This window comes from Streptomyces sp. WMMC940 (assembly GCF_027460265.1).
Taxonomy (GTDB): Bacteria; Actinomycetota; Actinomycetes; order Streptomycetales; family Streptomycetaceae; genus Streptomyces.
In genome coordinates this window covers 6,204,933-6,222,141 of record NZ_JAPZBC010000001.1, presented here as the reverse complement: position 1 = coordinate 6,222,141, position 17,209 = coordinate 6,204,933, and the positions used below count along the sequence as shown (strand labels likewise).

Here is a 17,209-nt window from a genome sequence, read left to right as displayed (position 1 = left end):
TGGCGCCCGGCCGCGCGGGTAGGGTGCGGCGCGTGAGCGACTTCGTGCGGAGCCTGCGGCTGTGGTTCGCGCCGCAGCGGATCCAGGAGGAGGGCGAGACCCCGGACTACCGGTTCTCGCTCGCCAACGAGCGTACGTTCCTCGCGTGGATCCGGACCGCGCTCGCGCTCATCGCGGGAGGTTTCGCCGTCGACCAGTTCCTGCCCGACCTGCGGTGGGGGATTCGCGTGGGGCTGTCGCTCGCGCTGATCGGGACGGGGGTGCTGTGCGCGTTCCGCGCGGTCCACCACTGGGTGCGCTGCGAGCTGGCGATGCGGCGCGGCGAGGACCTGCCGCTGTCCCGCTTCCCCTCCGTGCTGGCGATGGTCGTGGGCGCCGTCTCGGTCACCATGGTGGTGGTCGTGGCCTCGGGGCGGGGATGAGCGCCCTCGCGCGTGATCCCGGGCTCCAGCCGGAGCGGACCCGGCTCGCCTGGCGGCGTACGACGCTGGCGTTCACGGTCGCGGCGGTGCTGGCGGTCCGGCAGGTGGTGCGCCACGGCACGGTGACGGCGGGCGATGTCGTCTCCTTCGCGTTGAGCGCGGTGGTGTGGCTCGGATTCCTCGCGGTGGCGCACCGGCGCATCCGGGCCATGGCCCTGCGGCAGCCTCCGGGTGCGATGCCCTTCGGTCAGGCGGCGGCGGCGACCGTCTGCACGCTCGCACTCGCCGTGTTCGCGGTCGCGATCGTGTGGTGAGGGACGCCGGCGGGAAGCGGCCGGCGAGGGGTGGGGCTTCCCCCGCCGTCAGGAGGCGTCCGCGACGGTGACCACGATCTTGCCGCGGGTGTGGCCCTCCTGGCTGAGCCGGTGAGCCTCGGCCGTCCGCTCCAGCGGGAGGACCCGCGCCACGTGGACGGAGACGACCTCCTCCTCGGCGAGTTCGCTGAGCCGGTAGAGGTCGGCCGTGTTGGGCCGTACGAACACATAGCGCCCGCCCAAACCGGTCACGGCGGGATCGGCGATGGAGGCGATCCTGCCGCCCTCGACGAGCAGCGGGGCGGACAGCACCGGCGCCTCGCCCCCCACACAGTCGAAGACCGCGCTCACCCCGTCCGGGGCCATGGCCCGAACCCGCTCGGCGAGCCCCTCGCCGTACGCCACCGGCTCGGCGCCCAGGTCGCGCAGGTACTCGTGGGACGGTTCGCTCCCGGTGCCGATCACCCGTGCGCCGAAGTGCCGCGCCAACTGGACCGCGATCGACCCCACTCCGCCGGCCGCCGCGTGGATCAGGACCGTGTCGCCGTGCGTGACTCCCCCCAGCCCCTGGGTGATCACCTGGTAGGCGGTGAGGCCGGCCAGTGGCAGTCCGGCCGCCTCCTCGAAGCTCAGATTGCGCGGCTTGCGGGCGAGGGTGCGGACCGGGGCCGCGACGTACTCGGCGAAGGTGCCTCGCGACAGGAAGTCCTCGCGGACGTACCCGATGACCTCCTCGCCCTCGGAGAATTCGGGGACCGACACCCCGGGCCTGACGACGACACCGGAGAGGTCCCAGCCCGGGACGACCGGGAAGACGGCGTCGAGGACCGGGTCCAGATGGCCCTCGCGGCACTTCCAGTCGACCGGATTGACGGCCGCCGCGCGCACCTTGACCAGGACGGAGTCCGGGCCGGTCTTGGGCATCGGGCGCTCGCCGTACTCCAGGACCTCGGGACCGCCGTAGCGGCGGTAGCTGATCGCCTTCATACGTCCGACACTCCGGCGCACGCATGGCTTCCGCAAGCCGGGACGCCGTGGCTCGCGGCACGGGGCGGGAAACTCGCGGCGCGAGCGAAGAAAACAGAACAAACAGACTTTCCGGACTAGCGTGGTGCCGGTCGGATGGTCACCGGACCATCACGGCCCGAACGACTCCGAAGGTGAGCAGCATGACCGTTCTCCACCAGGAACACCCCACCCACGAGCACGCCCACGGCCCGGGTTGCGGGCACACCGAGATCGTGCACGGAGACCACATCGACTACGCGCACGACGGGCACCTGCACCGCTCGCACCAGGGCCACTGGGACGAGTGCGAACCGGGCGGCCACCACACCCACGCCGACCACCCCCATCAGCACGGACAGGGCTGCGGACACGTGTCGGTCCGGCACGGCGACCACGTCGACTACGTCCACGACGGTCACCGCCACGCGGCCCACGACGGGCACTGGGACGACCACTGACGCGACCCCGCCCCCACCGGGCCCCCGACCCGGCGGGCCCCCGACCGGCGCCGCCCGCAGCCGATGCACCCCGGCGCCGCCCGTACCGCGGGTGACGCGATCACCGTCTCCCGTATCCCGTCGTGGCGTTCACCGGGGACGCGGCCCTCCGGGGCGGAACGCGGTTCGTCCCGACGGGCGCGCCGAGGCGCGCCCGCGCAGTCGGGCCGCTCCGCTCCCTCGGCGCCGGGACGGCCCTTCCCCGCCACGGGCCGATGACCGATCCACCGACCACGACGTACCCCATCCGCCCCCTCGCCGGGCACGTCGAGCGCCGGGACGGCCCTTCCCCGCCACGGGCCGATGGCCGATCCACCGACCACGACGTACACCATCCGCCCCCTCGCCGGGCGTGTCGAGGCACGCGGCCCCGACGGCGCGTACGGGAGGGAAGCGACGCTTCCGCGCGGTCCGCACCCCTCGGTCCGTCCGCGCCGACCCGGTCGCCGACGGCCCGTGAGCCACCGCACATCTGGCCGGCCGGGACGACAGAGGTCGTTCAGATCCGTGACCGGATGCCCCGGCAGTGCCTCGGCGAGCGGCCGCGGCGCGGGTGCCCCGCCGCGGGTCTCCCCCACACCGCACACCCCGGAGGCGCACCACCTCGACGAACGGCCTCGACGTCGAGGGGCCGCGGGAATCCCCGGGTGACCGGCGGCCGGCCGTGGGGCGATGCCTGCTCGGCCCTGGCGACAAAGCGGCTCGGCACCCATGCATGAACCCCGTTCACGGACACGATCGGACGATCTGGATCGGGAGCCGGGTTCCCGCACTGGCACCGCCTCGCCCTGGACGACATACCGACTGGTCGGTCATCATGAGCGCAGCCGATCTGCCGCCCCACCGGAGGTACCCCGATGAGCTCAGTCCACCCCCCGGGCCTCGACCCCGACAAGCTGCGGGTCCATCTCGACCGCGCGCGGCCGGGCCTGGTGAGCGGACCGCTCGAGGCCCGGCTGATCCAGGGCGGCCGTTCGAACCTCACCTACTCCGTCACCGACGGCACCGGCCGGTGGATCGTCCGCCGCCCCCCGCTCGGCCATGTGCTCGCCACCGCCCACGACATGAAGCGCGAGCACCGGGTCATCAGCGCGCTGCACCCGACGGCCGTCCCGGTGCCGGAGCCGCTGCTGCTGTGCGAGGACGAGGACGTGCTCGGCGCGCCCTTCTACGTCATGGAGTTCGTCGAGGGCACTCCGTACCGCACGGCGGAAGAGCTCGCGCCGCTCGGGCCCGAGCGCACCCGCGCGGCCGTCCTCGGCCTCGTCGACACCCTCGTCGAGCTGCACGCCGTGGACCCGGAGGCCGTGGGACTGGGCGACTTCGGCCGCCCGGAGGGCTTCCTCGACCGTCAGCTGCGCCGCTGGGGCAAGCAGCTCGCCGCCTCCCGGGGCCGCGACCTCGCGGGCATCGACGAACTGCACGCCGCCCTCGGCCGCGCCCTGCCCGACTCCCCCGCGCCCACCGTCGTCCACGGCGACTACCGCCTCGACAACGTGCTGGTGGGCGAGGACGACCGGATCAAGGCCGTCCTCGACTGGGAGATGTCCACGCTCGGCGACCCGCTCACCGATCTCGGGCTGCTGGTGATGTACAGCCGGAAGCTGGAGCTGCCGAACTCCCCCATCAGCACCACGGCCGGGGCGCCCGGCCACCCGGACGCCCTGGAACTGGTCGAGCGCTACGCGGCCCGCTCCGGCCGGGACACCAGCGCCGTCTCCTGGTACACGGCTTTCGCCTGGTTCAAGCTCGCCGTGATCCTGGAGGGCATCCACTACCGCTACACCCTCGGCCAGACCGTCGGTGCCGGTTTCGACCGGATCGGCGAACTCGTCCCCCTGTTCATCGAGCACGGTCTCACCACCCTTCAGGAAGGCTGACCACCCATGGACTTCGCATTCGACGCCCGTACCGAGGAACTGCGGGCGAGGCTGCTCGCCTTCATGGACGAGTACGTGTACCCGGCCGAGCCGGTCGAGCAGGAGCAGCGCGCGAAGCTCGCCTCGCCGTGGGACACCCCGGCAGTGGTGGAGGAGCTCAAGGCGGAGGCACGCAGGCAGGGTCTGTGGAACCTCTTCCTGCCCGACTCCGAGCACGGCGCCGGGTTGACGAACCTGCAGTACGCGCCGCTCGCCGAAATCACCGGCCGCAGCCCACACCTGGCCCCGATCGCGCTGAACTGCGCGGCGCCGGACACCGGCAACATGGAGGTGCTGGCCCAGTTCGGCACCGACGAGCAGAAGAAGCAGTGGCTGGAGCCGCTGCTGGCCGCGGACATCCGCTCCGCCTTCGCCATGACCGAGCCCGAGGTGGCGTCGTCGGACGCGACGAACATCGAGACCCGGATCGAGCGCCGGGGCGACGAGTACGTCGTCAACGGCCGCAAGTGGTACATCTCCGGGGCGATGAACCCCGACTGCCGGATCTTCATCGTGATGGGCAAGACCGACCCGGAGGGCGCGGACATCCGGCGCCAGCAGTCGATGGTCCTCGTCCCGCGCGACACCCCCGGCGTGGAGGTGCGCAGGGCGATGCGGGTGTACGGCTTCGAGGACCACTCCCACGGCGGCCACGCCGAGGTCGTGTTCGACGACGCGCGGGTACCGGTGTCGAATCTGGTCGGCGAGGAGGGCGGCGGGTTCGCGATCGCCCAGGCGCGCCTCGGGCCGGGCCGCATCCACCACTGCATGCGGCTGATCGGCATGGCCGAGCGGGCGATCGAGCTGATGTGCCGGCGGGCCGTGTCCCGTACGGCCTTCGGCAAGCCGATCGCACAGCAGGGCGTCGTGCAGAACTGGATCGCCGACGCCCGGGTGACCGTGGAGCAGCTGCGGCTCCTGGTGCTGAAGACCGCGTGGCTGATGGACACGGTCGGCAACCGGGGTGCCCACACCGAGATCCAGGCGATCAAGATCGCCACACCGCGTGCGGTCGCGGACGTCCTGGACAAGGCGGTCCAGGTGCACGGCGCGGGCGGGGTGAGCCAGGACTTCCCGCTGGCCGAGCTGTGGGCGGCGGCCCGGACGCTGCAGCTTGCGGACGGTCCGGACGAGGTGCACCAGCGGTCGCTGGCGCGGCGCGAGCTGAGGAAGTACCGGTAGCGGCGTGCCTCCGGCGGCGGGCGGAGGGCTCCGGCCCTCCGGCCGCCGCGCGGACCGCACCCGCGGGGGTGTCAGGGACGCAGTGCCCTGAGCAGCAGGTCGGCGAGCTGGTCGGCGACCTGCTGCGGGCTGAGCGGGCCGTCGGGGCGGTACCAGGTGGACAGATGGTGCACGGAGCCGAAGTGGTAGTCCACCACCAGGTCGGCGGGGGTCGCGTCGGAGAACACCCCGCTCTCCTGCCCCTCCTCGATGAGCGCGCGGAACCGCTCGTGGTAGCGCCGGCGCTCGGCGCGGACCTGCTTGTTCTTCTCCGGGCTGAGGTGGTGCATCGAACGGAAGAAGATCGAGGCGTCGTCGAGGTTCTCGATGGTGGTGACGACGACATCGGCGGCTGCCGACCGCAGCCGCTCGTCGACGGGTGCGTCAGCCTCCGCGAACGCGTCCAGGCGCTCCTGCTGGAGCCTGAGGACCCGGGAGTAGACCTCCTGGAGCAGGTCCTCCTTGGAGCCGAAGTAGTGGTAGAGGGCGCCTTTGGTGACGCCCGCCGCCTCGACGATCTCCTGGACCGAGGTGCGGTCGTAGCCCTGCTCTGCGAAGAGCCGGGTGGCGGCGGCCAGTAGCCTCTGGGGGACGGGGGTGCCGCTCCCGTCCGTCGTCCTGGCCATTGCCGCCACCCGCCTTTCCGCTCGGTCGCCGTGCGCCGCCGCCCCTCGTGGCGGGGGCGCGGCGGTGTCTCATGTGCGGGCTCGCAGTTCCCGCCTGAGGATCTTCCCACTAGTCGTCTTCGGGAGCTCGTCCAGGATCTCCACCTGCCGCGGGTACTTGTACGCGGCGAGGCGGTCGGCGCAGTATCCGGCGAGTTCGTCGGGGCCGACGACCGTACCGGGCAGGAGGCTGACGTACGCCTTGACGGTCTCGCCACGGTAGGCGTGCGGCACGCCGACGACGGCCGCCTCCCGGACGGCCGGGTGGGTGTGGAGGACGTCCTCGACCTCACGCGGCCAGACCTTGAAGCCCGAGGCGTTGATCATGTCCTTCTTGCGGTCGACCACGTAGAGCCAGCCGTCCGCGTCCATGAAGCCGATGTCCCCGGTGCGCAGCTCGCCGTCGGGGAAACCGGCGGCGGTGGCCTCGGGCAGCCGCCAGTAGCCGGGCACGACCTGCGGTCCGCGGACGGCGATCTCGCCGTGCTCGCCGAACGGGACCTCGTCACCGTTGTCGTCGAGGATCCGTACGACGGTGTCGGGACCGGGGAGGCCGACGGAGAGGGTCCCGGACGCCGGGTCGACCGGCGCCTCCTTCTCGGGGGGCACCGAGGCGCAGGGCGCCGTGCACTCGGTGAGCCCGTAGCCGTTGCGGATGTAGGGCCCGAAGCCCGCGCGGAACTTCTCCACCAGGGCGGGCGGTAAGGGCGCGCCGCCGGAGGAGACGACGGCGAAGGACGCGAAGTGGTCGGGGACGGCGCCGGGATGGGCGGCCAGGGCCATGAAGGCGGTGGAGGGGCCGACGGTGTAGGCGGGCCGGTGCTCGAGGAAGGCGTCGAGTACGACGCCCGGCTCGAAGCGGTAGGCGAGCGCGAGGGTGCCGGCGTTGGCCACACAGGCCGCCAGTTCGCACACCATGCCCGTGATGTGGAAGAGCGGCGCGAGGGCGAAGTAGCAGGCGCCTTCCGGGACGGGATGGCCGGTGCGCTGGCGTTCGGCGTTGAAGGTGATGCCGCCGTGGAGGTTCATGGCGCCCTTGGGCCTGCCGCTGGTGCCGGAGGTGTAGCTGATCAGGGCCACGTCCGTGGCGGCCGGGTCCCGGCCCCCGGGCGCGGCGAGCCCGGCGCGGGCGACGGTGAGGAGGTCGTCGGTGTCGCCTGGTTCCGGCAGCCGCTCGAAGCCGAGGACCCGGCTGTCGTTGCGGGTCTGGAGGTCCAGCTCGCAGGCGGTGACGGCGAACCGGACGGGGGTGGCCGCGGCGGTGTCGCGCAGATGCGTCTCCCAGGCGCGGTCGGAGCAGATCAGCACGGTCGCGCCCGAGTCCTCGAGGACATGGGTGACCTCGGCCGACTTGTACATGGGGTTCAGCGGGACCACCGTCGCGCCGGCCTTCCACGCGCCGAGCAGGGCGAGGACGAACTGGGGCGTGTTCTGGAGCATCAGCGCGACGCGGTCACCGGAGGCCACTCCGCGGGCGGCGAGACGGCCGGCGACGGAGTCGGAGAGTGCGTCGGTCTCGCGGTAGCTGAGGCGTCCGTCGAAGTAGGCGAGGGCCGTACGGTCCGGGGCGCGTCCGACCGCGGCGCGGAAGGAGTGCACGACGCTCGCGGGCGGGTGCACGGGGGCGCGCTGGGCGTCGGTCAGCTGGGCGAGCCAGGGCCGGGCCGCGTAGAGGGAGGCGGTCACCGGGCCGTGCCCTCCCACTTCTGCTGGATGTGGTTCATGGTTCCCAGCCAGCGCTCGGGGTCGCCCGCGCGGGCCTGGTGGTACCCGGCGACCTCGGGGTGCGGCAGGATGAGGAAGCGGTCCGTCTCGATGCCCTCGAACAGGGCGTCGGCGACGTCCTCGGGCTCGATGGCGCTGGGGGCGAGGACGAGTTCGCCCGCCGAACCCGCCGCGGTGAGCATGTCCGTGCGGACCCCCTGCGGGCATATCGCGTGCACCTTCAGGCCGCGGTGGCGGTACGTCAGCGACAGCCATTCGGCGTAGGCGAGTGCGCCGTGCTTGGTGACGCTGTACGGGGCGGCGCCGATCATCGTGAGGAGTCCGGCGGCGGACACGGTGGAGACGAACCTGCCGCTGCCGCGCTCCAGCCAACCGGGGAGCAGGGCGCGCACGGCGCGGACGTGTGCCATCACGTTCACGTCCCAGGCGGAGGCCCAGACGTCCTCGTCGGCGAGGGCGTCGCCGGGCGAGGCGAGTCCGGCGTTGGCGCAGTAGACGTCGACGGTGCCGCCGAGCGCTTCCCTGGCCTCCTCGACGACGGCGGAGGCGTCACCGGGGACGGCGAGGGCGCCGATCTCGTCCGCGACGGCCTTGGTCCTGCCGGGGTCGATGTCGCTGACGACGACGCGTGCGCCCTCCGCCGCGAATCGGCGGGCGAGCGCGGCGCCGATGCCGCCGCCCGCGCCGGTGACCACCACGTTCGCACCCTGCACCGTACTCATCGGACCTGCCTCTCCGTCGCGGCTCGCTCTGGACGGCAGACTAACCAGTCGGTATGTCCGCGCGAAAGAGGCCGTGGCGAACATCGCGCCGGGAGCGTTCCCCGCGGCCGGGCCTCGCGCTAGCGTGCATGACCATGACAGTTGTAGCTATCACGGAGGTAGTGCGATGAGCCTGTCCAGACGGGGTCTGCTGGTCGCGGGAGGCGCCGCCGGCGCCCTCGCCGCGACCGCCTCCACCGCCTCGCCCGCGTCGGCGCACGGCGGGCGGAGCCGGGTGCGCACCGGCTTCGAACGGCTCGCCGCCGACGGCTACCGAATGCTGTCCGGCGAGCGGGTCGGCGTCGTCACCAATCCCACCGGGATCACCCGCGACACCCGTCATGTCGTCGACGTGATGCACGCGGACGACCGGGTGGACCTGACCGCCGTCTTCGGGCCGGAGCACGGCTTCCGCGGCACCGCCCAGGCCGGCGGCTCCGAGGGCCGCCACGACGACCCCGCGACCGGACTCCCGGTCTACGACACGTACCTCAAGAGCGGGCAGCCGCTCGCCGACATCTTCACCGCGTCCGGCGTGGACACGGTCGTGTTCGACATCCAGGACGCCGGGGCCCGCTTCTACACGTACATCTGGACGCTGTACGACTGCATGGTGGCGGCGGTCCTGGCCGGGAAGCGGTTCGTCGTGCTGGACCGGCCCAATCCGGTGACCGGGCGCGCGGCCCTCGGCCCGGTCCTGGACAAGGCGTTCGCGACCTTCGTCGGCCGTGAGCCGATCGCCCAGGCGCACGGCATGACCGTCGCCGAACTGGCCCGGCTGTTCAACGGCGAGTTCCTGACCACGCCGGCAGAGCTGGACGTGGTGCGGATGTCGGGTTGGCGGCGGGAGGACTTCCACGACGCGACGGGGCTGCCCTGGGTGCCGCCGAGCCCCAACATGCCGACACCGGAGACCGCGCTCGTCTACTCCGGCACCTGCCTCTTCGAGGGCACCAACCTGTCGGAGGGGCGAGGGACCACACGCCCCTTCGAACTGCTCGGCGCGGAGGGCGTCGACCGTGCGTGGGCGGAGGCGGCGAACGCGCTCGACCTGCCCGGCGTGCGCTTCCGCGAGGCCTACTTCGCACCGACCTTCTCCAAGTTCCAGGGCAAGACGGTGGGCGGGGTGCAGCTCCATGTGCACGACCGCGAGGCGTTCGACCCCGTCCGCACCGGCATCGGACTGCTGGTGACGGCGAAGCGCAGCTGGAGCGGCTTCGCCTGGCGGCCCGACAACTGGATCGACAAGCTCACCGGTTCCGCACGGGTGCGCACGATGATCGACGCGGGCGCCGGGACGGACGAGGTCGTCGGGGCGTGGCAGCGGGAACTGGCCGCGTTCCGCGCGGTGCGGCGGGAGTACCTGCTGTACCGGTGAGGCGGGTCGCCCCCGGTCCGGACCGGGGACTCGTCGGGACGGCGGGCCCCGCGGGCCCGCCGACTCCCCGGGATCGGGGAGTCGTCCGCGTGCCGACGCACGTGGGTCACGAATCGGCCAAACCCGGTCAGTACCCACGACTTCAGGGCGCCTTCGTGAGGGACGCCGCGGGCGATGACCGCGTGAGCGTCGGAACGACCTTCGGACGGGGTTCCCCCGACACCCACGAGCCCGGTGAACGGGGCCGACCGGTGCGGACGTTCGCGCTCGGGTCCCGGCCGACATGCGCGCACGGGGCACCCCGGACCGGGTGGCCCCGTACGACCACCACCTGGACCCGCGCTCCCTCTGCGGCTCCGCGGGCCGGCGCCGGCGGAGGAGCGCGCCGCCCGACGCCGTCCGTCGCGAACGCCCGGCAGAGGGAGGGATCCGGCACCTCCCGCGGCGACCCGCCGGCGGCTGTGACATGGTCGTCCGTCTCCCCCCGGATCACCACGGCCGGTTCGCTCCGCCGGTACGCCGGTCTTTCCGAATCGCCGCACATATCCGGCTGTACGGATGTTCGAGGGAGCCGGACGGGGTACTCGTACGTCCATTCCTTGACGCGGAAGTACCAGCGACGGTGTTCGAGCGACGGAGGTGGCAGTGCGATGGCCGGATTCCGGAGTCTTGCGAGACAGGTGCGCGACCCGCGGTGCGATCTGGCGCTGAGGCGCCACTCACTGCGCAAGTGCCTGGAGAGGTTCGCCCCTTACGGGCACCGGGCGACCTGGGACCACCTGTGTTCCAGGCACGGGATCGAGCCCGACGACAGGGATCCCGATCCGGCGCGGCTGGTGGCCGCGCTCGACGAACTGGAGGAGGCGCGGACCGTATGGCTCGCGTACGAAAGGGACTTCGCGGCTCGGCGCAGGCGCGAGAAGCACGACGGTCTGCGGCGGCCGGGGTCCTTCGACGACTGGCACCGGCGCACCTGGGGCGGCAACGGCATCGCCCGGTGCGACGACCCCCGGGTGCACCCGACGGATCCGCTCGCCGATGTGCTGCGCCGGTTGATCACCGCGCTGGAGGCGACCCCCTCGGCTGTCTGCCCGGTGTGCGCGGAACACCGGATCGTCTGGCGGCACGACCTGGACCACGAGCCCTGGTTCGGCCCGGTGTGCTCGGGCTGCGGGATCGTGGTGCCCCAGCCCGTGCTGACGCACGAGGCACTGAGGGCCGCCAAGGAGGCACCCGGCAGGCAGCTGGCGTCGGTGGCGTAGCGCGAGGACCAGGCGAGCCGGACGTCCCCTGACCGGCCGTCCGGCGCACGGTGGCCCGTCACGGGGTACGGACCGCCGTACGCCCCCTGACCGACCGTGGGCCCGGGCCCACGGTCGGCGCAATGGGTCCCGGCCTGAGCGGGGCGGGCGGAGACTCGGCGGGTGCAGGTGAAACACGGTCCCTTCCTGACCTGGACGATGGTGGCGCTGACGCTGACGACGGGGATGGTCGAGGCGGTCAGCTTCCTCGTGCTGGGGCCGGTGTTCACCGCCGTCCAGACCGGCACCATGCTGCTGCTGTCGTTCGCGCTGGCCGGAGTGGCCGGACTGTCCACCACTCCGTGTCTGGCCTCGCTGGCGGGGTTCACCGTGGGGGCCCTGCTCGCCGCGCGTTTCGAGTCGCGGTCGCAGGTACGGGGCCGCCGGTGGTTCCGGGAGGCGCTCCTCGCCGAGGGCCTGGTGCTGGCGGTCGCCGCCGCGGTGGCGTGGGGTGTCGAGCGGCACGGCGAGTCGCCCGCCGGGCGGCACCACATGGTGACCGGGCTGGTGGGCCTGGCCATGGGGATCAGAAACGTCTCCACGCTCCGCGTGGGGGTACCGGGCATGCCGACGACGGTCACGACCCGGGCGTTCACGGCGCTGATCGGGGGTTCCCCGCTCGCGGTGGACGCCCGTATCGCGTCCGGCGCGGGCAACCAGGTCCGGCGGGCCGCCTCGGTGGCGGCCATGTTCGCCGGCGGTCTGTCCGGTGCGTGGCTGCTGCACGACGGCCGGCTCAGCGCGGCCGTGGTCCTGCTGGTCACGGCGGTGCTGGTGGTGGCGATCGCGCTGAGCTTCGCCCTGGTGCCACGGGAAAGGACGTCCGAGGCCGGCTGACGGCACGTCCCGCGGGCGCGGTCGGCGAGAGCGTGGCGCACCGTTCGGGTTGCCCGAGGAGTTCCCGGGTTGGGCCCGACGACCCTCGCCAGAGGCGTGCCCGGTACCGGCGGTGGGGGATCTCCCTACGGCCGTCCGTTGACAGCAGCCGCCGATCCGGCCAGACTAAGCAGTCGCTTAGATGCGCGCAGGGACAAGGGTGAGAGAGGCAGGGACATGACCGAGCCGAGGATCTTCACGTCCGCCGAGGAACTGGCCGCCGGGGTCGGCGAGCACCTGGGACACAGCGACTGGCTGGAGGTCGACCAGAAGCGGATCGACCTCTTCGCCGAGGCCACCGGCGACCACCAGTGGATCCACGTGGACCCCGGGCGCGCGGCCTCCGGGCCGTTCGGGACGACCATCGCGCACGGCTATCTGACGCTCTCGCTGCTCCCTGCCCTCGTCCCGCAGATCATGCGGGTCGAGGGCATGCGGATGGGTATCAACTACGGGACCAACAAGGTCCGTTTCCCTGCCCCCGTCCCGGTGGGCTCACGGCTGCGGGCGAGCGCGGCCCTCAAGAGCGTCGAGGAGGCGGGCGGCGGCGTGCAGGTGACCGCCGTCGTCACCGTGGAGCGCGAGGGCGGCGACAAGCCGGTGTGCGTCGCCGAGTCGGTGTCCCGCTACTTCTTCTGAGTCACGGGACTTCTCCCGCGTCACGGGCGGACCCTCCGGCACGGACCGGCCGCCGCTTCCGCTCCGCCGAGGCCGTCGTCGACGCTGTCGGGGCCCGGGGCCCGCAGCAGGGGCCCCGCCCCGCGGCCGGGCCGCTACCTGCGCGCGGACACCATGCGCAGGACGAGGTCCGCGTACAGCTCGCCGACCTCCTCCGGCGTCCTGCGCCCCCGGACGTTGAACCAGCGCGCCACGTCGATGCAGAGCGACAGCACCGCCAGCGTGGTGCCGGGCACGTCGGGGACGTCGAACTCGCCCGACTCCACGCCGTCGCGCAGGATCTCGCGCACCACCGCGTCGCTGCGCCGGCGCAGCTCCACGATCTCCGCCCGGTGCTCCTCGGACAGGGCGTCGATCTCGTACTGCACCACGCGCGCGGTGTCGTGCCGGCCGGCGTGCCAGCGGACGAAGGAGCGCACCGCCTCGGCGAGCCGCTCACCCGGTGTGCCACCGCTACCGGACGCGGCCGACAGCACCTCGAGCGCCTTGTCGTGCCCGATCCGGCTGATCCGGTGGAGCAGTTCTTCCTTGGTCTTGTAGTGGATGTACAGGGCGGCCGGGCTCATGCCCGCCCGCCCGGCGATGTCCCGGGTCGTCGTCGCGTGGTAGCCCCGCTCGGCGAAGGCCTCGACGGCGGCGACGAGGAGCTTGCGCGCGGCCTCCGGCGCGACCTCGCCCCACGGCACGTCCTCGGCCGTCGTGTCCTGCGCCGCAGTCATGGCTCACCCCTTCTGCCCGCCGTCCCTGTGAGTGCGGGACGAACACCATACCCCGAACCTGAGCAAGCGCTTAGGGCATCGGCGCGGCTTCCCGGGCGAAGCCGCACGCGCGCGGGCAGGGCGGTGGCCCCACGACATGCTCGAGGCCGTTCGCGGCGAAGCCGCACGCGCGGGGGCGGGGGAGGCCGCACGGCGCGCGACCGGGCGCGCAGGTGCGGCGGCCCCTCAGAACGCCGACACCCCGGTGAGGGCGCGCCCGATGATCAGCTTCTGGATCTGGCTGGTGCCCTCGTACAGCGTCATCACCCGTGCGTCGCGGAGGAGCTTCCCCACCGGGTACTCATCGATGTAGCCGTACCCGCCGAAGACCTGCAGGGCGTTGTTCGCGGCGCGGACGGCCGCCTCGGAGGCGAAGAGCTTCGCCTGGGACGCGGCGGTGGCGAAGTCCAGGCCCCGGTCCACCAGGTCGGCGACCCGCCACGTCAGCAGACGGGCCGCGTCCACGTCCACGGCGATGTCGCTGATGAGCTCCTGCACCAGCTGGTACGAGGCGATCGGCCGGCCGAACTGCTCGCGCGCGGCCGCGTGGCCGACGGCGGCGTCGAGCGCGGCCTGGGCGATGCCGACGCAGCCGGCGGCCACCGACATCCGGCCCTTGGCGAGCGCGGACATGGCGACCGAGAAGCCCTTGCCCTCCGGTCCGAGCATCGCGTCGGCGGGCACCCGGACGTCCTCCAGCACCAGCTCGGCGGTGGTCTGGCCGCGCAGGCCGAGCTTCCCGTGGATCGCGCGCCTGGTCAGCCCGGGGGTGTCGGCCGGGACGAGGAAGGCCGAGACGCCCCGGTGGCCCGGCGTGCCGCCGGTGCGGGCGAAGAGCAGCACGACATCCGCCCATGTGCCGTTGGTGATGAACATCTTCGAACCGTTGACCACGTAGCCGTCGCCGTGCCGCACGGCGCGGGTCGTCAGGCTGCCCGCGTCGGAGCCGGTGCCGGGCTCGGTGAGCCCGAAGCAGCCGAGGGCCTCGCCCGTGGTGAGACGCGGCAGCCAGCGGCGCTTCTGTTCCTCGCTCCCCCACGCGGCGACGCTCTTGGCGACGAGGCCGAGGGAGACCGAGACGATTCCCCGGACCGAGGAGTCCCCGCGGCCGAGTTCCTCGGTGACCAGGCAGTACGCGAGGTGGTCGCCGCCCGAACCGCCGTACTCCTCGTCGATCGTCAGCCCGAGGAAGCCGACCGCACCGAGCTTCTCCACGATGGCCCTGTCGACGTTCTCGGCCCGGTCCCACTCCGCGGCGTACGGGGCGACCTCACGCTCGACGAAGTCACGCGCGAGCCGGCGCACGGCCCGCTGCTCCTCGCTCAGCTCCAGGTTCACCACGGGGTCACCCCACTTTTAACTAACACTGCTAGTTTCCGCTCGGCAGGGCCTACTATGTGCCGCATGGCCCGACCGCGCAAGCCCCTCCTCAGCCGAGAACGCATCGTCGGGACGGCGAGCGCGCTGGTGGACGCGGAGGGCCTCGACGCGGTCTCCACCCGGCGCCTCGCCGCGGAGCTCGGCGTCAGCGGCCCCTCGCTCTACAACCACTTCAGCAACAAGGACGAGATCCTGGACGCCGTGGCCGACGCCGTCAGCGCCAGGGTCGATCTGTCGATGTTCGACGAGTCCGACCCGCGCGACTGGCGGACCGCGCTGCACGACTGGGCCGTCTCCTACCGAGCGGCCCTCACCGAACACCCCAACGTCGTCCCGGTCCTGGCCCGCGGCCCCGGCCGGCGCCCGGCCGGCCTCAAGGTCGCCGACGCGGTCTTCGGCGCGATGGTCCGCGCGGGCTGGCCGCCCGCCCAGGCCACCCACATCGGCGCCCTGATGCGCTACTTCATCACCGGCTCGGCCCTCGGCTCGTTCGCGGGCGGCTTCGTCGACGACGCGACCGCCTACGATCCCTCCGACTACCCGCACCTGGGCCAGGCGCATCTCCTCGCCGAACGCCAGGAGAGGATCGACGAGGGCGCGTTCGAGACGGGACTGCGCGCCCTGCTGGACGGGCTGACGGCGCGGTACGAGGAAGGCCTGCGGACGAGGCGGACGGGGGCCGCCCCCTCGGGCCGCTCCTAGTCCCGGAAAGCCGCGGAACCGGCGCCGTCCACCCGGAGGCCTGCCGTACCGGGGCGGAAGCGCGCGGGAGGCCGCGCGGGTCCGCCCGGCGGGCGGGGCGCTCCCGCGCCCCCGTACGCCGGCCCGGCGGGACCGGACCGGCGACGGGGGCGGGGCACCGGGTGTCACTCCCGGGCGGCCGCCCGCTTCGCGAGCACCCTGATCGAACCGAGCGCGACGACGGCCAGCACGGTGATGTAGGCGGAGACCGCCAGCGACGTGCCCGACGCCTCCAGCAGCAGCACCATGATGAACGGGGCCAGACCGCCACCGAAGACGGCCGCGATCTGGTAGCCGAGCGAGGCGCCGGTGTAGCGCATCTCGGGAGTGAACAACTCGGCGAACAGGGCGGCCTGGGGCCCGTACATGATGCTGAGGAAACAGCTGGTGACGAAGGTACCGACGGCCAGCCACAGCAGCGACGCGGTGTCGATGAGCAGGAACAGCGGGAAGGCCCACACCAGCAGACCGATCGCGCCCGCCGCGTAGATGCGCAGCCGGCCCACGCGGTCGGAGAGGGCCGCGGACGCCGGTATGAGTGCGAGCTGGGTGAGGCTCACGCACAGGGACACGGTGAGCACCGCCTCGCGCTCCATCCCGAGTTCGCGGGTCGAGTAGTCCAGCACGCCGGTGATGATGATGTAGAAGGTCGCGGTGTTGACGGCGAAGGAGCCGCCCGCCAGGAAGACCGTGCCCAGGTGCCGGCGCAGGATGGTCCGCAGCGGCGAGCGGGGCTCGTTCCTCTCCTTCTCGGCCAGGGCCTGTTCGGCCTCCCGGAACTCGGGGGTCTCCTCGACCCGGGCGTGGATGTACCAGGCGAGACCGAGCACCAGGAAGCCGACGAGGAACGGCACCCGCCAGCCCCAGGACGCGAACGCGGCGTCGTCGGTGAGGGCGCCGGCGGCGAGGAACACGGTGTTGGCGGTCACCACGCCGATGGGCACCCCGAGTTGGACGAGGCTGCCGTACAGCCCGCGTTTGCCCTCCGGTGCGTACTCGGTGGCCATGAGCATCGCGCCGCCCCACTGGGCGCCGACCGCCAGGCCCTGCATCACCCGGAGCAGTACGAGGAGCAGCGGTGCGGCGATGCCGATGGTCTCGTACGTCGGCAGCAGGCCGATGCCGGTGGTGGCGAGGCCCATGAGGGTGAGGGCGAGGACGAGCATCGGCTTGCGGCCGCGCTTGTCGCCGAGCTGTCCGGCGATGATCCCGCCGACGGGACGCGCGAGGAAGCCGACGGCGAAGGTCGCGAAGGCGGCGAGGACTCCGGCCGAGGCGCTGCCCGCCGGGAAGTAGAGGTCGCCGAGGACCAGTGCGGCGGCGATGCCGAAGACGAAGTAGTCGTACCACTCGACGGCCGAGGCCAGGGCGGCGGCACCGGCCACGCGGCGGCGGTGCCGGTCGGTGGGAGCCGTCGCCCGTGGAGTTCCGGCGAGCGGGGAAGGGGGTGCCGTGTCCATGCGTGCACACTCCGATGGGTGCGGGGACGAAGGGTGCGGGGACCGTACCGACCGGATGGTATGGAGGTCAACGGGTCGCGCGACAGGACTTTTTGCTCGATCATT

The 17,209-nt window shown here is 72.8% G+C and carries 17 protein-coding genes; 10 read left to right on the top strand and 7 right to left on the bottom strand.

Annotation, left to right across the window (positions count from 1 at the left end):
* Nucleotides 1-32 precede the first annotated feature (32 nt).
* Together O7595_RS27395 and O7595_RS27390 are read left to right on the top strand one after the other, a co-directional pair.
* Nucleotides 33-422, top strand: coding sequence for a YidH family protein (locus O7595_RS27395; protein WP_269731272.1), 390 nt, complete (start codon nt 33-35; stop codon nt 420-422).
* Complete coding sequence (locus O7595_RS27390) at nt 419-736, top strand: DUF202 domain-containing protein (RefSeq protein WP_269731271.1); 318 nt, start codon at nt 419-421, stop codon at nt 734-736. Before O7595_RS27395 ends, O7595_RS27390 begins: the two co-directional genes overlap by 4 nt.
* 48 nt (nt 737-784) lie before the next feature.
* On the opposite strand, the gene O7595_RS27385 is transcribed toward O7595_RS27390, so the two are convergent.
* The gene (locus tag O7595_RS27385) at nt 785-1,723 is read right to left on the bottom strand and encodes an NADP-dependent oxidoreductase (RefSeq protein ID WP_269731270.1); all 939 of its coding nucleotides are present in this window, start codon (nt 1,721-1,723) and stop codon (nt 785-787) included.
* A 182-nt stretch (nt 1,724-1,905) separates the two neighbouring features.
* On the opposite strand from O7595_RS27385, the gene O7595_RS27380 reads away from it, so the two are divergent.
* The 3 genes from O7595_RS27380 to O7595_RS27370 all read left to right on the top strand — a co-directional run bounded on the left by O7595_RS27380 (nt 1,906) and on the right by O7595_RS27370 (nt 5,342).
* Entirely contained in the window at nt 1,906-2,202 is a 297-nt protein-coding gene (locus tag O7595_RS27380) for a hypothetical protein (protein WP_269731269.1), read from the top strand.
* A gap of 896 nt (nt 2,203-3,098) precedes the next feature.
* Nucleotides 3,099-4,121: a phosphotransferase family protein gene (locus O7595_RS27375; RefSeq protein ID WP_269731268.1), complete on the top strand. Its 1,023-nt coding sequence runs from the start codon at nt 3,099-3,101 to the stop codon at nt 4,119-4,121.
* 6 nt (nt 4,122-4,127) lie between these two features.
* The gene (locus O7595_RS27370; protein ID WP_269731267.1) at nt 4,128-5,342 is read left to right on the top strand and encodes an acyl-CoA dehydrogenase family protein; all 1,215 of its coding nucleotides are present in this window, start codon (nt 4,128-4,130) and stop codon (nt 5,340-5,342) included.
* A gap of 71 nt (nt 5,343-5,413) precedes the next feature.
* Here the strand turns inward: O7595_RS27370 and O7595_RS27365 are convergent, their stop codons facing one another.
* The 3 genes from O7595_RS27365 to O7595_RS27355 all read right to left on the bottom strand — a co-directional run bounded on the left by O7595_RS27365 (nt 5,414) and on the right by O7595_RS27355 (nt 8,493).
* Nucleotides 5,414-6,007, bottom strand: a complete 594-nt coding sequence (locus O7595_RS27365) for a TetR/AcrR family transcriptional regulator (protein WP_269731266.1) — start codon at nt 6,005-6,007, stop codon at nt 5,414-5,416.
* Nucleotides 6,008-6,076: 69 nt separating this feature from the next.
* Nucleotides 6,077-7,732, bottom strand: a complete 1,656-nt coding sequence (locus tag O7595_RS27360) for an AMP-binding protein (RefSeq protein WP_269731265.1) — start codon at nt 7,730-7,732, stop codon at nt 6,077-6,079.
* Nucleotides 7,729-8,493 carry an SDR family oxidoreductase gene (locus O7595_RS27355; protein WP_269731264.1) on the bottom strand — a complete coding sequence of 255 codons (765 nt, stop codon included), beginning with the start codon at nt 8,491-8,493 and terminating at the stop codon, nt 7,729-7,731. Before O7595_RS27355 ends, O7595_RS27360 begins: the two co-directional genes overlap by 4 nt.
* A 166-nt stretch (nt 8,494-8,659) precedes the next feature.
* On the opposite strand from O7595_RS27355, the gene O7595_RS27350 reads away from it, so the two are divergent.
* The 4 genes from O7595_RS27350 to O7595_RS27335 all read left to right on the top strand — a co-directional run bounded on the left by O7595_RS27350 (nt 8,660) and on the right by O7595_RS27335 (nt 12,726).
* Nucleotides 8,660-9,910 carry an exo-beta-N-acetylmuramidase NamZ family protein gene (locus O7595_RS27350; RefSeq protein ID WP_269731263.1) on the top strand — a complete coding sequence of 417 codons (1,251 nt, stop codon included), beginning with the start codon at nt 8,660-8,662 and terminating at the stop codon, nt 9,908-9,910.
* Nucleotides 9,911-10,560: 650 nt separating this feature from the next.
* Nucleotides 10,561-11,172 (top strand): hypothetical protein, encoded by a 612-nt coding sequence (locus O7595_RS27345; protein WP_269731262.1) that lies wholly within the window; start codon nt 10,561-10,563, stop codon nt 11,170-11,172.
* A gap of 162 nt (nt 11,173-11,334) precedes the next feature.
* A complete protein-coding gene (locus tag O7595_RS27340) occupies nt 11,335-12,048 on the top strand; it encodes a YoaK family protein (RefSeq protein ID WP_269731261.1) in 714 nt (237 codons plus the stop codon).
* 216 nt (nt 12,049-12,264) lie between these two features.
* On the top strand, nt 12,265-12,726 hold the full coding sequence (locus O7595_RS27335) for a MaoC family dehydratase (protein WP_269731260.1): 462 nt from the start codon (nt 12,265-12,267) through the stop codon (nt 12,724-12,726).
* Between the two features lie 134 nt (nt 12,727-12,860).
* On the opposite strand, the gene O7595_RS27330 is transcribed toward O7595_RS27335, so the two are convergent.
* Together O7595_RS27330 and O7595_RS27325 are read right to left on the bottom strand one after the other, a co-directional pair.
* On the bottom strand, nt 12,861-13,484 hold the full coding sequence (locus tag O7595_RS27330; RefSeq protein WP_138056146.1) for a TetR/AcrR family transcriptional regulator: 624 nt from the start codon (nt 13,482-13,484) through the stop codon (nt 12,861-12,863).
* A 225-nt stretch (nt 13,485-13,709) separates the two neighbouring features.
* A complete protein-coding gene (locus O7595_RS27325; protein WP_269732645.1) occupies nt 13,710-14,861 on the bottom strand; it encodes an acyl-CoA dehydrogenase family protein in 1,152 nt (383 codons plus the stop codon).
* A 66-nt stretch (nt 14,862-14,927) separates the two neighbouring features.
* Here O7595_RS27325 and O7595_RS27320 point away from each other — a divergent pair, with 66 nt between their 5' ends.
* Complete coding sequence (locus O7595_RS27320) at nt 14,928-15,605, top strand: TetR/AcrR family transcriptional regulator (protein WP_269731259.1); 678 nt, start codon at nt 14,928-14,930, stop codon at nt 15,603-15,605.
* 164 nt (nt 15,606-15,769) lie between these two features.
* Here O7595_RS27320 and O7595_RS27315 read toward each other — a convergent pair whose 3' ends face one another.
* Nucleotides 15,770-17,104, bottom strand: coding sequence for an MFS transporter (locus O7595_RS27315; RefSeq protein WP_269731258.1), 1,335 nt, complete (start codon nt 17,102-17,104; stop codon nt 15,770-15,772).
* Nucleotides 17,105-17,209: the final 105 nt, after the last annotated feature.

Bases quoted from the DNA above. Each gene is read 5' to 3' on its own strand.
- O7595_RS27315 (WP_269731258.1), bottom strand. From the start codon at position 17,104: ATGGACACGGCACCCCCTTCCCCGCTCGCCGGAACTCCACGGGCGACG.
- O7595_RS27355 (WP_269731264.1), bottom strand. From the start codon at position 8,493: ATGAGTACGGTGCAGGGTGCGAACGTGGTGGTCACCGGCGCGGGCGGC.
- O7595_RS27335 (WP_269731260.1), top strand. From the start codon at position 12,265: ATGACCGAGCCGAGGATCTTCACGTCCGCCGAGGAACTGGCCGCCGGG.
- O7595_RS27320 (WP_269731259.1), top strand. From the start codon at position 14,928: ATGGCCCGACCGCGCAAGCCCCTCCTCAGCCGAGAACGCATCGTCGGG.
- O7595_RS27385 (WP_269731270.1), bottom strand. From the start codon at position 1,723: ATGAAGGCGATCAGCTACCGCCGCTACGGCGGTCCCGAGGTCCTGGAG.
- O7595_RS27350 (WP_269731263.1), top strand. From the start codon at position 8,660: ATGAGCCTGTCCAGACGGGGTCTGCTGGTCGCGGGAGGCGCCGCCGGC.
- O7595_RS27345 (WP_269731262.1), top strand. From the start codon at position 10,561: ATGGCCGGATTCCGGAGTCTTGCGAGACAGGTGCGCGACCCGCGGTGC.
- O7595_RS27370 (WP_269731267.1), top strand. From the start codon at position 4,128: ATGGACTTCGCATTCGACGCCCGTACCGAGGAACTGCGGGCGAGGCTG.
- O7595_RS27365 (WP_269731266.1), bottom strand. From the start codon at position 6,007: ATGGCCAGGACGACGGACGGGAGCGGCACCCCCGTCCCCCAGAGGCTA.
- O7595_RS27390 (WP_269731271.1), top strand. From the start codon at position 419: ATGAGCGCCCTCGCGCGTGATCCCGGGCTCCAGCCGGAGCGGACCCGG.
- O7595_RS27375 (WP_269731268.1), top strand. From the start codon at position 3,099: ATGAGCTCAGTCCACCCCCCGGGCCTCGACCCCGACAAGCTGCGGGTC.
- O7595_RS27380 (WP_269731269.1), top strand. From the start codon at position 1,906: ATGACCGTTCTCCACCAGGAACACCCCACCCACGAGCACGCCCACGGC.
- O7595_RS27330 (WP_138056146.1), bottom strand. From the start codon at position 13,484: ATGACTGCGGCGCAGGACACGACGGCCGAGGACGTGCCGTGGGGCGAG.